Source organism: Mesorhizobium xinjiangense, from assembly GCF_009749525.1.
GTDB lineage: Bacteria > Pseudomonadota > Alphaproteobacteria > Rhizobiales > Rhizobiaceae > Mangrovimarina > Mangrovimarina xinjiangensis.
In genome coordinates this window covers 118,775-131,144 of the sequence record NZ_WOAC01000016.1, presented here as the reverse complement: position 1 = coordinate 131,144, position 12,370 = coordinate 118,775, and the positions used below count along the sequence as shown (strand labels likewise).

Sequence of the window (12,370 nt, the reverse complement as noted above, 5' to 3'; positions counted from 1 at the left end):
CATCGCAAGGATCACGTAAAGACACGCCAGAAAACGCCCATCAAAGAAATGCCGGCAAAATTGGCGGCTTCTTCAGCAACCTGCTAAATCCATTCCAGCCGGCCGGCCTTCATCGCCAGTACGCGGTCCTGGGCAATGTGCAGGTCCTGCGCTTCGCCTTGCGTTGCATTGCCGGTCAGGACAAAGAGCGCGCGAATGACGCCGCCATGGGTGACGCAGACGGTCGGCCTGTCGAGCGCGTTCAGCCACGGACGCACTCTCTCGGCCAGCATGGCGTAGCTCTCGCCTTTTTCGCCCGGCGGCACGAAACGCCATTTGTCACGGTTTCGCTCCCCCGAGGCGCCGGGATGCACCCGTTCCAGTTCGTCGAAGGTGTAACCCTGCCAGTCGCCGAAATGGACCTCCAGCAGGCGCGGATCGAGCCGGTATCCCTCGCGCGGCAGGCCGAGTTCCTGGCGCACGATCTCCATCGTCTCGCGCGTGCGCCGCATGGGGCTGGCGACATAGTCGAAGCTTTCCGGATCATCGATGAGCCCGGCCAACCGACGGCCGTTGGCCGTCGCCTGGGCACGTCCGGTGTCGTTGATGTCGATGTCGGCCTGTCCCTGCAGACGGGTCTCGACATTCCAGTCCGTTTGTCCGTGACGGATGAAGTAGACCGGCGCGGTGGATTTGAAGTCCGTTCGATCAGACATAGAGGCTATCGTTGCGAATTCCTGATCCCGCGAATTCGAGGCAGCCGGCCACCTCCTGGGTCAGTCCTTGACGGTCGAGATATCGGGCGCGTCGACGGCTTTCATGCCGACGACGTGGTAACCGGAATCGACGTGGTGGACCTCGCCGGTCACCCCGCGCGACAAGTCCGAAAGGAAATAGAGGCCCGAATCGCCGACTTCCTCGATCGACACGGTGCGCTTGAGCGGCGCGTTGTGCTCGTTCCAGCGCAGGATATAGCGGAAATCGCCGATCCCCGATGCCGCGAGCGTCTTGATCGGCCCGGCCGAGATGGCGTTCACCCGAACGCCCTTTCCGCCCAGGTCGACCGCGAGATAACGCACGGACGCCTCGAGCGCCGCCTTGGCCACGCCCATGACGTTGTAGTGGGGCATGACCTTCTCGGCGCCGTAATATGTGAGCGTCAGGATCGATCCCCCCTCCGACATCAGCGGCTCGGCGCGTTGCGCCACGGAGGTCAGCGAATAGACCGAAATGTCCATGGTACGGCGGAAATTGTCGGTCGTCGTCTCGATATAGCGGCCGGTGAGTTCGTCCTTGTCGGAAAAGGCGATGGCGTGAACCAGAAAATCCAATCGCCCCCATTTCGCCTTGATCCCGTCAAAAACGGCGTCCAGGGTTTCGGTGTCGGTTACGTCGCAGTGACCCGCCAGATGCGCACCAAGCTCATTGGCCAGCGGTTCGACGCGCTTCTTCATCGAATCACCCTGGTAGGTCAAGGCAAGCTCTGCGCCGTGATTCGCGCAGGCCCTGGCGATACCCCAGGCAATCGACCGGTTGTTGGCGATCCCCATGATGAGACCGCGCTTGCCTTCCATCAGGCCAACTCCACCCGACATGCTGGTTTTCTCCCGTCCTTCAACGTCGTTGTTGAGCCGTATCGCACAGTGGCACTGACTGGACAAGCTGCGATGACCCCGACGGCTGTCGACCGCCCTGCCGACTTGGGCGGCTTATTCGGCCAACAGCGCCTCGAGCTCCTCGCGCTTGTCGTCCGGCAGCATCAGCCGGATGTGCACGAAGAGATCGCCTTCCCCACCGGCCTTCTGCGGCAGGCCACGGCCCTTGAGACGCAACACCTTGTCGGAGCTCGACCAGGGCGGAACCTTGACCGCGATGCGGCCGGTGAGCGTGTCCAGCGGTGTCTTGCCGCCGTTCACCGCCTCGGCCAGGCCGACGAAGAGATCGACATGCAGGTTGCGCCCGTCGATCCGGAAACGCGGATGGTGCCGAACGTGCAGCTTGACCAGCGCGTCGCCGCCCTGGTCGCCCTGTCCCTTGAGGCGTATCGTCTGTCCGTCCTCGACATAGCGCGGCAGCTTGATCGAAAGCTTGCGCCCGCTCGGGAAGGCAGCCTTTACATGGGCGCCCGTCGCGGCGTCTTCGAGCGAGATTTCGAGCGACAGCGAAGTGTCAGGCGGACGCCGGCCGGTGCTTTGCGAGAAACCGTGCGGCGAGGCGCCCTGGCGGAAGGCCGAGCCGAATATCTCGCTGAATATATCGTCTGAGTCGGCATCGAAGCCGGATCCTGGCCCGCCGGTCCTGAATTCGAAATGTGTCCGACCGCGCCCACCCGCCGCCTGGCGGAAGGCAGCGAACGGATCGCCGCCAGCGCCCGCAGCACCGGCAGCGCCCTCGAAACCGTGGAAACGCTGCTTGCCTTCGGCGTCGATCTCGCCGCGGTCATAGGCCGCGCGCTTGTCTTCGTCGCCAAGGATCTCATAGGCCTGACTGGCCTCGGCAAACCGCTCCTGCGCCTTCGGATCATCCGGATTCTGGTCCGGATGATACTTCTTGGCCATTTTGCGATAGGCCGATTTGATGTCTTTTGCGCTGGCGGATTCTCCGACGCCGAGCACCTGATAGGGATCACGCATTCGCTTTTCGCCTGCAAACAAAGATTTGATCGGGCGGACCCGTCAGCCATCCTATATGAGAATTGCTAGGAAGAAATTCCAGAGCTATTATTTTTGCGGCACGGCGTCAGGCCGGTTCGAAACGCTTCATCCACCAGGCACCCGACGGCGTGCGGCAGGATTCGCCATAATAGAGCGACACGCCGCTGAATGTTTCGCGCGAGGTGGTGAAGCTGCGGCACAGAACGCCGCCATTGCGATGCTCCGTCACCACCCGGATATCCCCGACGGAACCCGTCGCCGAATTCGTCCAGGCAATCGCTTCGCCAAAGGGCCGGCCATCGGGCACGGATGACAGCGCCTCGCGAACCACCGCGCTGTCGGAGATTTCGCCCTCGTCGTCCGCAGCAGGCGCGGCAATGCTGCCGGTGGTGATCGAATCCACGGTCCTTGCGCCCCGATCGGGACCACGCGCTGCACAGCCGCCGACGGCCAGCATGCATATCACCACCAATGCCCGGATAAGGCCAGTCTGACGCAATCCCTTGTTCCCCGGCTTGATCTGCAGGCGATAATCCGCCATCTCCCCTAAATGGCGTTCTTGGAAGCTAGGAAGATGAGCGACGCAGAGTTAAAAAAGGGTGATTTCACGGAACATGCGGAGCCTTTCCGGCTGTTTGCGGAATGGCTGGCGGATGCCGAAAAGAGCGAGCCCAACGATCCCAATGCGGTCGCGCTGGCAACCGTCGACAGCGACGGATTGCCCGATGTGCGCATGGTGCTTCTGAAGGGGTTCGACGAGGCGGGCTTCGTCTTCTACACCAATTTCGAAAGCGCCAAGGGTCGCGAGATCCTCGCCTCCATGAAGGCTGCGATGTGCTTTCACTGGAAGTCGCTGCGCCGCCAGGTTCGCGTGCGCGGTCCGGTCGAGGTGGTCAGCGACGCCGAGGCCGACACCTATTACGCCTCGCGTCCGCGCGGCAGCCGCATCGGCGCCTGGGCGTCGAAACAGTCGCGGCCGCTCGAAAGCCGCTTCGCGCTGGAAAAGGCGGTGGCCGAATACACCGCGCGCTACGCCGTCGGCGATATTCCGCGCCCGCCCCACTGGTCGGGCTTTCGCATCAAGCCGCAGTCGATCGAGTTCTGGCACGATCGCCCCTTCCGCCTGCACGACCGCATCGTGTTTTCACCCAATGCATCGGGCGGCTGGGACAAGACACGGCTTTATCCGTAGCAGGGTGCCATTCCCCCCATCTATCCCACCGCTGGTTGCGAGAACCGGCCAGGCGCCAGTTCGAAGCGCAGCATGTCGAGGCCCCGGCGCGTCCGGTAGTAGGCTTTCCAGCGCGCCATGTCGAAATTCTGCCGCCACATGCCCTCGTTGGAACTGTTCGAATAGATCAGGTCGCCCCGGCCGATGATGCCGACATGGCCGGTGACGCTGCCCGTGGTCGGCGAGATGATGATGCAGCCAGGTTCGTATTGGTGTTCCGGCAGCGCGGCGTCCATGCGCTTCAGGACGACAGCCATCATCGCCGTGGCCAATCCACCGCCCACGGGTCGCCCAAGCGCGTCGGACACGATTCTGTTGACCGCCCAGGCGCAGGCCAGGCGACCACCGCGGCAGGCGGGCGGCGAGTGGCGCCTGGAATTCATACGGTCCGAACCGACCCCGGCAACCGCCCTTTCGTGGACCCGCTGGTTCAACTCGGTATGAGTGAGCATCTTGCCCTCGACCGGCATTTCGGGTGCCAGGCCGGAAAGGTCGAGCGAGGGCTCCACGTCGCGGCCCAGCAGTTCCTCGGCCAGCGGCTGCGAAATGTCGATGCCGTCGAGCGTTTCGATGACCGTGTCACCGCCGAGATTGACCAGCCGGCCGTCGGTGTCCTTGCGGACGATGAACTCGCCGCCGCCGAACGCGTCGTCGACTTCGACCAGGGCGTAGGTGAACTCCTGGACGACAATCTTCTTTTTCACTGTGACCTTGGAATAGTCCTGAAACAGGCGTCCGAGCGCCGCACGATCGAAAGATGTCATGGCATCACCTATCGTTTGTGACGCGGTTTGATGCCCCGCACGCAGGATATCACGGCTGTTAACGGCGATACATCGCCCGAACGATTGAGCCCGGGATCAGGCCGTCCAGGTCAGCGCGTGTGGCGCAGGATTAGGCGCACGCCGGCAGCGACGGACATGCCGATGAGCGGCCAGATGGCCCAGAATTCGCCATGCCAGACAGTGAGATTGATCGCAAGCACGCCCAATCCGACCACCGACAGGGCGGCGATCACGCGATCAAAACGGTCCTGCCGGCGCGCCCATGCAACGCCGGTGATCATGGCAAACACGATCAGCGGCCAGACAGCCCAGAACGTGCCGCCCCAGGTGGCGATGTTGATCGCCACCAGCCCGATCCCGACCAGCGCCAAAAGCGCCGCCATACGCTCGACCCTCGAGCGTCTCGCCGAAGTGCTGCGCTCCCGCCGTGCCACGGCCGTGGGTCGTTTCGCACGCGGCGCCCGGCGACCCACGCGTTGGCCGGCCATACCGGCGTCGTCCGATCCGACACCAATGCGCACCGCATAGCTCGGCACGGCCTCGGCGATGTTTTTCACCTCGAGGTTGCCGAGAAACTCGAAACCGACCGAAAGCTTGTTGCGCACCTGGTCGTAGACCGTGTTGGAGATCAGGATGCCGCCGGGCGGCGCCTCGGCCTCGAGGCGGGCGGCAATGTTGACGCCGTCGCCATAGATGTCGTCGCCGTCGACGATCACATCGCCGAGATTGAGGCCGATGCGAAAATGCATGCGGTTTGCCTCGCCGCGCTTTCCATTGCGCTGGCCAAGCTCGTTCTGCACGTCTATCGCTGCGCGCACGGCGTTGACCACGCTGGCAAATTCGGCGATCAGGCCGTCGCCCCAGGTGTTGATGACCCGGCCGTCATGTGCCGCGATCAGGCGCGCCATGGCGTCGCGATATTCCTTCAAGGTGGCGAGCGTGCCTTCCTCGTCGGCCGCCATCAGCTTCGAATAGCCCTTTACGTCGGCCGAAAAGATCGTCGTCAGCCTACGGCTCGCCGCCTCGCGTCTTTTGTCCGTCCGCTCGTCCATCCCGCGCTCCGATACGCCGACGGCCTGCCGCCGCGCAATACGACCCAATATAGCGGGTTGCGCTGCTCGGGGCAGGCCTGTTCGGCGAAAAGGTGCTGACGGCCCTTCAGCCGGATTTCTTGCGGTTCATGAAGGCGGTGAAGGCGTTGCGCGCCTCGTCCGATTTCAGCCGGGCGCGGAAATGCGCGCCCTCCTCCTTGATCCGGGCGGTCACCTGATCGCGCGGTTCGCGCATCAGATCGCGAGCGATCTTCAGCGCCTCCGGCGGTTTGGCGGCGATCGCCTCGGCTGCTGCGAAAGCGGCGTCCTCGAGGTCGTCTTCTTCAACGACCGCGTAAATCAGCCCCGCCGCACGGGCCCGTTCGGCCGAAAATCCTTCGCCGAGGCCCAAAAGAGCAAAGGCCTGCTGGCGGCCGAGAACGGCGGGCGCCAGCAGGCTGGAGCCGGCTTCCGGCACAAGGCCGAGATCGACGAAAGGCGTGCGGAATTCGGTGCGGGGCGTGGCGAAGGTCAGGTCGCAATGCAGATGGATCGTCGTGCCGATGCCGACCGCGATGCCGTCGGCCGCCGAGACGAGCGGCTTTTGCGCGTTCGCCAGCGCAAGCAGAAAATCATAGACCTCCCGGCCGCCCTCTCCGCCCATGGCAACCGCCATGAAGTCCTGCAGGTCGTTGCCGGAGGAAAACGCGCCGGGCACGCCGAGGATGACATGGGCGCGGATATCTCCGTCGGCATCGCCATCAGTCAGCGCCTTGGCCATCGCCGCATACATGTCCCGGGTGATCGCGTTCTTCTTGTCCGGGCGGTTCATGCGGATCGACTGAACGGGGCCGCGGCGTTCGATCAGGACATGGTCTGTCATTGCGCTCACCCGCTCAGTTCAAGGCGGCGGCGGCCGCCGCAAGGCTCTCGGCGCCATCGACGACGCACTCGCGCAAGGCCGCCGTCTCGCCCAAAAGGTTTTCGGCATTGAAGCGGCAGAGCGCGATGCGCGTGCTGTCCTTGCCCGCCATGGCGGCGCGCCCGAGATAGGCCCCGCCGGCGGCCAGCGAAAAGAGCCTGAGATAGGGCGTGGCGCCGGCCAGCGCCTCCTGCATCTTGCCTTCGGCAAGCAGCGCCTGCAGATGCTTCGTCGCCGCTTCCAGATCGTCGATCGCCGCCGCGATCTTCTCGCCCGATCGTCCAAGCTCTGGCAGGTTGGAGGCGCGCACGGCCTCGGCGTCGGTGCGCAGTTCTCCGATGAAGCCCATCACATGCTCGCCACCCGATTGCGGCAGCTTGCGGGTCACGAGGTCGATCGCCTGGATGCCGTTCGTGCCCTCGTAGATCGGCGCGATGCGCGCATCACGATAAAGCGCGGCAGCGCCGGTCTCCTCGATGAAGCCCATGCCGCCATGGACCTGGATACCGTGCGAGGCGACCTCGACGCCGATATCGGTCGCAAAGGCCTTGGCGAGCGGGGTCAGGAGATTGGCCCGTTCCTGCCAGTGCCCGGCCTCCTTGCCGGAATGCGCTCGCGCCATGTCGGTCGCGTGGGCGCAGGAATAGGCTATCGCGCGGGCCATGGAAGTCAGCGCCTTCATGGTCAACAGCGTGCGCTGGATGTCGGGATGGTGGACGATCGGGCTCATGCCTTCGCCCGAATGGGCCGGCGACTTGCCCTGGCGGCGTTCCTCGGCATAGGCGCGCGCCTTTTGATAGGCCGCCTCGGCAATCGCCACGCCCTGCATGCCGACGGCGAGACGGGCGTTGTTCATCATGGTGAACATGCAGGCGAGCCCCCGGTTTTCCTCGCCGACGAGCCAGCCGATCGCGCCGGGATCGCCGTCCTTCACCGCGCCGTCGCCATAGATCATGGTGCAGGTGGGCGAGGCGTGAATGCCGAGCTTGTGCTCGATCGAGGCACAGACGACGTCGTTGCGCCGGCCCGCATTGCCGGCCTCGTCGGGCAGGAATTTCGGCACCAGGAACAGGGAGATGCCGCGCGTGCCGGCAGCCGCGTCGGGCAGCCGGGCCAGCACCAGATGCACGATGTTGTCGGTGAAGTCGTGCTCGCCATAGGTGATGAATATCTTCTGGCCGAAGATGCGGTAGGTGCCGTCGCCCACCGGTTCGGCCCGCGTGCGCAGCGCGCCGAGATCGGACCCCGCCTGCGGCTCGGTCAGGTTCATCGTGCCCATCCACTCGCCCGAGACGAGCTTGCCGAGATAGAGCGCCTTCAAGTCGTCGCTGGCGTGCTTTTCGATCGCCTCGACCGCGCCCATGGTCAGCGTCGGCCCGAGCGCGAATGCCATGGAGCCGGAATTCCACATTTCCAATGCGGCGACCGCCAGCATGGCGGGCAGGCCTTGGCCGCCGAATTCGACCGGACCCGAGACCGCGTTCCAGCCGCCGGCTATCCAGCGCTGGTAGAGGTCGCGCCAGCCGTCGGGCATGGTGACGGCGCCGTCCTTGAGCCGCGCGCCCTGCATGTCGCCCTGTTTCGCCAGCGGCGCCACTTCCTCGCCGGCGAAGCGGCCGGCCTCGCTCAGGATGGCATCGACCAGATCGCCGCTGATTTCTGGAAACAGCCCCGCTTCGACGGCCTGCCGCAGCCCGGCGACCTCGTTCAGCGTGAAGGCGATTTCGTCCACGGGTGCTCGATACATACGCTCTCTCTTCCTCCCTCGCGAATGCGGCGCATAGCAGCGCTAGATTCTTTTTACGTAAACGTCAATCCAAGCATCGGTTGCCGTCGAATTGCCATGCACCTATTTATGCAATGACGAAAAGGATGGTGAAAGCATGCTCGCGCGGCCGGAAAAGTTCAGATGCGTTGAATGCGGCCTGTCGATGGAAGACGAGCGCTTCCATTTCGAAGGCGGACGGGCCGAATATGGTCCGGCTTATTGGAGCGATCGCGGCGTGCTGTGTTCGCCGCAATGCTCGCTGGCCCATCATCGCCGGCGCGCCGCGGAAGGAACGCTGCCTCTCGCACCGGCGCCGGAGCCGTTCGACTTTTAGCGCCTGAGGCGCTCACTTCGAGGCGTTCCTTCCACCGGCGCGCCTTGCGACCGACGGTCGCGGCCTGCCAGAGCAATTCCAGGAGAAGTGGGAGCCGGTTCTCCGTCCGGAATTGCGTCGAATCAAAGGGTTGGATTGGCGAACCGGTTCCGCGAAGCGGTGAGCCGATCCAAAAGGCGCGAAACGGGCCACAAGAAAGCCACATCCCGCGGCAAATCAATCCTTCGTTAATATCAGACCGGCACCCTCGTGGAATCGCCGGATGAAGGGGACGCTTTGTCGATCCGTAGAACTTGCACCTGGCTTTCACTTGCCTTGGCCGCTGCGCTGTGCGCCCCTGCCTTGTCCAGCGCTCGCGCCGAGACATCCGATTTTTCCCGCCCCTGGGCGAACGAGGACCGCGCGCTGGTCATCGACGCCTATGAATATAACGGCATCGACTGGAACGCGCTCGCCTCGGACGAGCGCATCGCCGGCTTCATCAACAAGGCCTCCGACGGGCTCGAGCCGGCCTATTTCTGCAAGGGCAGCGTCGACGAATACAAGCTGTGCAAGACGCTGTGGAAGCGCCATGCGGTGGCGCGCGAGCTGTTTCATACGCGGCGGACGGTCGCCAAGGCGCTGGGGCTCAAATGGGGCGCCTATCACCTCGCCCGGCCCGGCAACCCGATCGACCAGGCCAACCATTTTCTCGACTTCGCCGAGCCGGAGGCCGACGATCTGATCGCGCTCGACATCGAGGACAACGATCCCGAAAAATTCATGTCGCTTGAGGATGCGGAGATCTTCGCCCGCCACATCCACAGCCGCATCGGGCGCTATCCCGTCCTCTACACCAACGGCTCGACGGCGAAATATATCGCCGACAACCGGGAGCGCTATCGGCTCCTGTCGCGCCTGCCCTTGTGGTATGCGCGCTACAAGCCGGAAATCGGGGCGCATTTTCCAAAAGGCCATTGGCAGAACTACGCGCTGTGGCAATTCTCCTCGCACATCAACTGCAACGCCAAGCGCTGCCCCTACCGCGTGCCCGGCACGAAAGACGACATCGACGTCAATGTGGCGACGATGGGCGTCGAGGCGCTGCGCGAGGCATGGCCCTTCGCCGACCTGACGGACGCACCGCCGGCGCCCTTGCCGCAGGTTCCGATCCCGGTGGCGCGCAGCGACGCGCTCGCCGGCGACGTCGAGATCGCCTATGCGGATGTGGAACTGGCGAGCTATGCCGAACGGATGGAGAATGTGCTCAAAGTCGCCGGCGAGCGCTATCCCGAACGCGGCGTCCAGGTCGCGTCCGTATCCGAGCCGCAGGGCGTGGGCGAAGCATTGGCCATGGTCAAGGACATCGAGCTTGCCCGGCTGGAGGCCATCCGGGCCGTTCCTGGCGGGCTCGACCCGATGCAGACGGTCTCGATCGAGGCCGACTGAGAATCGCGTCCGACGCCCCTTTGCAACGATCGCCACTCCGCGCCGACCTCCCCTGCAAGAGGCAGGGGAATCGCATTTGCCTCCTCCACCATGCTGCGCATGGTCCCCCTCCCCCATAAATGGAGGAGGATCCGCAGCGGCGCCGCCAGTTCCTCCCCTGCGAAGCGGGGGAGGGGGACCGCCGAAGGCGGTGGAGGGGGCATAAGGACCCAAATGCGATTGCCCTGACCTCGATGGGACGTCGGTCAGCCTGACTGACTACTTCCCTGCCCTCTCGCGCTCGATGGCACGCCAGCCGATGTCGCGGCGGCAAAAGCCCTCCTGCCAGTGGATCCGGTCGACGGCTTCGTAGGCACGGGCTGCCGCCTCCCCGACGGTCTTTCCAAGCGCGGTGACGTTGAGAACGCGTCCGCCATTGGCGACAAGCTCACCCTCACGCTCGGCGGTGCCGGCATGGAAGATCTCGATGTCTTCACCTGCCGCCGCATCGACGCCGGAAATGACCGTGCCCTTTTGCGGCGTGCCGGGATATCCGTCGGCGGCCATGACCACCGTCAGCGCCGCCTCGTCGCGCCAGCGCACCGACATGTGGCCGAGTTGTCCGTCGGCCGCAGCTTCCAGCAACACCAGCAGATCGTCCTTCAGCCGCATCATCAAGACCTGGCATTCGGGATCGCCGAAACGCACATTGTATTCGATGAGCTTCGGGCCGTCGGCCGTCAGCATCAGGCCGGCATAAAGCACGCCGGAAAAGGGTGCGCCGGCCTCGGCCATGCCGCGCATGGTCGGCTCGACGATCTCCTTCATCGTGCGCTCGACGAGTTCGGGCGTCATCACGGGTGCTGGTGAATAGGCGCCCATGCCGCCGGTGTTGGGGCCGGTGTCGCCCTCGCCGACGCGCTTGTGATCCTGCGCCGTGCCGAAGGGCAGCGCCGTCGTGCCGTCGCACAGGCAGAAGAAGCTCGCCTCCTCGCCCTCGAGAAATTCCTCGACCACGACCTCCGCACCCGCCGCACCGAAGGCGCCCTCGAAGCAGGCGTCGATCGCATCCAGCGCCTCGTCGAGGGTCATGGCGACGGTCACGCCCTTGCCGGCGGCGATGCCGTCGGCCTTGATGACGATCGGCGCGCCCACCCGCCGGGCATAGGCCTTGGCCTTGGGGGCGTTGTTGAAGCGCTCATAGGCGGCCGTCGGTATGTCGTGGCGGGCGCACAGATCCTTGGTAAAACCCTTCGAGCCCTCGAGCTGCGCCGCAGCGGCCGAGGGCCCGAAGACGGAGATGCCGGCGTCCTGCAAGGCGTCGGCGATGCCCGCCACAAGCGGCGCCTCGGGGCCCACGACAACCAGCCCGATCGATTTCTCGCGGCAGAACGCAACCACCGCAGCATGATCGTCAATGTCGAGCGTCACGCATTCGGCGTCGTGCGCAATACCCGGATTTCCCGGCGCGGCATAAAGCTTCGTCAACATTGGCGAGGCGGCGAGCTTCCACGCCAGCGCGTGTTCGCGTCCGCCGGATCCGATGAGTAGAACATTCATGGCGTATCGACTTCCCAGTCTTCGATTCGCAGCGACCTTATCCGCTGAAACTCGCGCATGTTATGCGTAATCAGGGTCAGTCCACGGGAAAGCGCTTGCCCGGCAATCAGGATATCATAAGGGCCGATCGGCGTTCCGGCTGCAGCCAGATCGGCACGTATCTCGCTCGCACAGCGGGCATCCTCGCCGTCAAACGGCAAGATCTCGAACAGCAAGCTGTCGATCCGGGCCAAATTCTCCTGCACGCGCTGGCTTTTATACGCACCATAATAGAGCTCGTGCGCCACGATCGACGAAATGGCGAACTCCCGAGGCCTGTGCGCGCGCATCCGCGACAACAGGCCTAAGTGTCCTTTCAGGACTGCAATCACGCTGTTGCTGTCAAGCAGATACATTAGCTGAAGAAATCGAGTTCGGGCCGCTCCTGCTCGCCCGGCCGTTCGTTCACCGCCCGCTCGAAATCCTGGTCCACCGGCCCGACGAGGCCATCGAGCCAGGTCCAATCCTCGGCGATCGGTTCGAGGATGACGGCATTGCCGTGCCGGCGGATGCGGACCTCAGCACTGTCGAAACGAAATTCCTTCGGCAGCCGGACGGCCTGCGAGCGGCCGGACCAGAACACTTTCGCCGTTTCCATCGTGGCCAGCCTTTCATAAAGGATACATGGCAATGATATATATCATCCATGCCGGGCGCAAG

General features: G+C 64.3%; 14 protein-coding genes. 3 read left to right on the top strand and 11 right to left on the bottom strand.

Translation table 11 applies throughout. The annotated features are described in order from the left end of the window. Positions 1-83: 83 nt before the first annotated feature. The 4 genes from GM909_RS17850 to GM909_RS17835 all read right to left on the bottom strand — a co-directional run bounded on the left by GM909_RS17850 (position 84) and on the right by GM909_RS17835 (position 3,036). On the bottom strand, positions 84-695 hold the full coding sequence (locus tag GM909_RS17850; RefSeq protein ID WP_157018313.1) for a histidine phosphatase family protein: 612 nt from the start codon (positions 693-695) through the stop codon (positions 84-86). Between the two features lie 60 nt (positions 696-755). Further along, the gene (gene fabI, locus GM909_RS17845; protein ID WP_157018311.1) at positions 756-1,574 is read right to left on the bottom strand and encodes an enoyl-ACP reductase FabI; all 819 of its coding nucleotides are present in this window, start codon (positions 1,572-1,574) and stop codon (positions 756-758) included. Between the two features lie 114 nt (positions 1,575-1,688). Then, the gene (locus GM909_RS17840; RefSeq protein WP_157018309.1) at positions 1,689-2,612 is read right to left on the bottom strand and encodes a DnaJ C-terminal domain-containing protein; all 924 of its coding nucleotides are present in this window, start codon (positions 2,610-2,612) and stop codon (positions 1,689-1,691) included. A gap of 106 nt (positions 2,613-2,718) precedes the next feature. Further along, positions 2,719-3,036: an RT0821/Lpp0805 family surface protein gene (locus tag GM909_RS17835; RefSeq protein ID WP_198174298.1), complete on the bottom strand. Its 318-nt coding sequence runs from the start codon at positions 3,034-3,036 to the stop codon at positions 2,719-2,721. A gap of 171 nt (positions 3,037-3,207) precedes the next feature. Here GM909_RS17835 and pdxH point away from each other — a divergent pair, with 171 nt between their 5' ends. Continuing rightward, a complete protein-coding gene (pdxH, locus tag GM909_RS17830) occupies positions 3,208-3,825 on the top strand; it encodes a pyridoxamine 5'-phosphate oxidase (RefSeq protein WP_157018275.1) in 618 nt (205 codons plus the stop codon). Between the two features lie 20 nt (positions 3,826-3,845). On the opposite strand, the gene GM909_RS17825 is transcribed toward pdxH, so the two are convergent. From GM909_RS17825 to GM909_RS17810, 4 genes are all read right to left on the bottom strand, one after another. Continuing rightward, complete coding sequence (locus GM909_RS17825; protein ID WP_157018273.1) at positions 3,846-4,628, bottom strand: hypothetical protein; 783 nt, start codon at positions 4,626-4,628, stop codon at positions 3,846-3,848. Positions 4,629-4,738: 110 nt separating this feature from the next. Beyond that, positions 4,739-5,701 carry an adenylate/guanylate cyclase domain-containing protein gene (locus tag GM909_RS17820; protein ID WP_157018271.1) on the bottom strand — a complete coding sequence of 321 codons (963 nt, stop codon included), beginning with the start codon at positions 5,699-5,701 and terminating at the stop codon, positions 4,739-4,741. A gap of 106 nt (positions 5,702-5,807) precedes the next feature. Next, on the bottom strand, positions 5,808-6,563 hold the full coding sequence (locus tag GM909_RS17815) for a crotonase/enoyl-CoA hydratase family protein (protein ID WP_157018269.1): 756 nt from the start codon (positions 6,561-6,563) through the stop codon (positions 5,808-5,810). Positions 6,564-6,576: 13 nt separating this feature from the next. Further along, the gene (locus tag GM909_RS17810; RefSeq protein WP_157018267.1) at positions 6,577-8,349 is read right to left on the bottom strand and encodes an acyl-CoA dehydrogenase; all 1,773 of its coding nucleotides are present in this window, start codon (positions 8,347-8,349) and stop codon (positions 6,577-6,579) included. Between the two features lie 136 nt (positions 8,350-8,485). On the opposite strand from GM909_RS17810, the gene GM909_RS17805 reads away from it, so the two are divergent. Together GM909_RS17805 and GM909_RS17800 are read left to right on the top strand one after the other, a co-directional pair. Beyond that, a complete protein-coding gene (locus GM909_RS17805) occupies positions 8,486-8,704 on the top strand; it encodes a hypothetical protein (RefSeq protein WP_157018265.1) in 219 nt (72 codons plus the stop codon). Between the two features lie 342 nt (positions 8,705-9,046). Beyond that, positions 9,047-10,132 carry a glycoside hydrolase family 25 protein gene (locus tag GM909_RS17800; RefSeq protein WP_328600468.1) on the top strand — a complete coding sequence of 362 codons (1,086 nt, stop codon included), beginning with the start codon at positions 9,047-9,049 and terminating at the stop codon, positions 10,130-10,132. Between the two features lie 258 nt (positions 10,133-10,390). On the opposite strand, the gene purD is transcribed toward GM909_RS17800, so the two are convergent. Genes purD through GM909_RS17785 form a run of 3 tightly spaced genes read right to left on the bottom strand, consistent with a single transcriptional unit; the run spans position 10,391 to position 12,308 of the window. Beyond that, complete coding sequence (gene purD, locus GM909_RS17795; protein ID WP_157018263.1) at positions 10,391-11,671, bottom strand: phosphoribosylamine--glycine ligase; 1,281 nt, start codon at positions 11,669-11,671, stop codon at positions 10,391-10,393. After that, positions 11,668-12,066, bottom strand: a complete 399-nt coding sequence (locus tag GM909_RS17790; RefSeq protein ID WP_157018261.1) for a type II toxin-antitoxin system VapC family toxin — start codon at positions 12,064-12,066, stop codon at positions 11,668-11,670. Before GM909_RS17790 ends, purD begins: the two co-directional genes overlap by 4 nt. Continuing rightward, positions 12,066-12,308, bottom strand: coding sequence for an antitoxin (locus GM909_RS17785; RefSeq protein WP_157018259.1), 243 nt, complete (start codon positions 12,306-12,308; stop codon positions 12,066-12,068). Before GM909_RS17785 ends, GM909_RS17790 begins: the two co-directional genes overlap by 1 nt. Positions 12,309-12,370 lie beyond the last annotated feature (62 nt).

Excerpts from the sequence above, each read along its gene's own strand:
- GM909_RS17850 (WP_157018313.1), bottom strand. The coding sequence starts at position 695 with ATGTCTGATCGAACGGACTTCAAATCCACCGCGCCGGTCTACTTCATC.
- fabI (WP_157018311.1), bottom strand. The coding sequence starts at position 1,574 with ATGTCGGGTGGAGTTGGCCTGATGGAAGGCAAGCGCGGTCTCATCATG.
- GM909_RS17840 (WP_157018309.1), bottom strand. The coding sequence starts at position 2,612 with ATGCGTGATCCCTATCAGGTGCTCGGCGTCGGAGAATCCGCCAGCGCA.
- pdxH (WP_157018275.1), top strand. The coding sequence starts at position 3,208 with ATGAGCGACGCAGAGTTAAAAAAGGGTGATTTCACGGAACATGCGGAG.
- GM909_RS17825 (WP_157018273.1), bottom strand. The coding sequence starts at position 4,628 with ATGACATCTTTCGATCGTGCGGCGCTCGGACGCCTGTTTCAGGACTAT.
- GM909_RS17820 (WP_157018271.1), bottom strand. The coding sequence starts at position 5,701 with ATGGACGAGCGGACGGACAAAAGACGCGAGGCGGCGAGCCGTAGGCTG.
- GM909_RS17815 (WP_157018269.1), bottom strand. The coding sequence starts at position 6,563 with ATGACAGACCATGTCCTGATCGAACGCCGCGGCCCCGTTCAGTCGATC.
- GM909_RS17810 (WP_157018267.1), bottom strand. The coding sequence starts at position 8,349 with ATGTATCGAGCACCCGTGGACGAAATCGCCTTCACGCTGAACGAGGTC.
- GM909_RS17805 (WP_157018265.1), top strand. The coding sequence starts at position 8,486 with ATGCTCGCGCGGCCGGAAAAGTTCAGATGCGTTGAATGCGGCCTGTCG.
- purD (WP_157018263.1), bottom strand. The coding sequence starts at position 11,671 with ATGAATGTTCTACTCATCGGATCCGGCGGACGCGAACACGCGCTGGCG.
- GM909_RS17790 (WP_157018261.1), bottom strand. The coding sequence starts at position 12,066 with ATGTATCTGCTTGACAGCAACAGCGTGATTGCAGTCCTGAAAGGACAC.
- GM909_RS17785 (WP_157018259.1), bottom strand. The coding sequence starts at position 12,308 with ATGGAAACGGCGAAAGTGTTCTGGTCCGGCCGCTCGCAGGCCGTCCGG.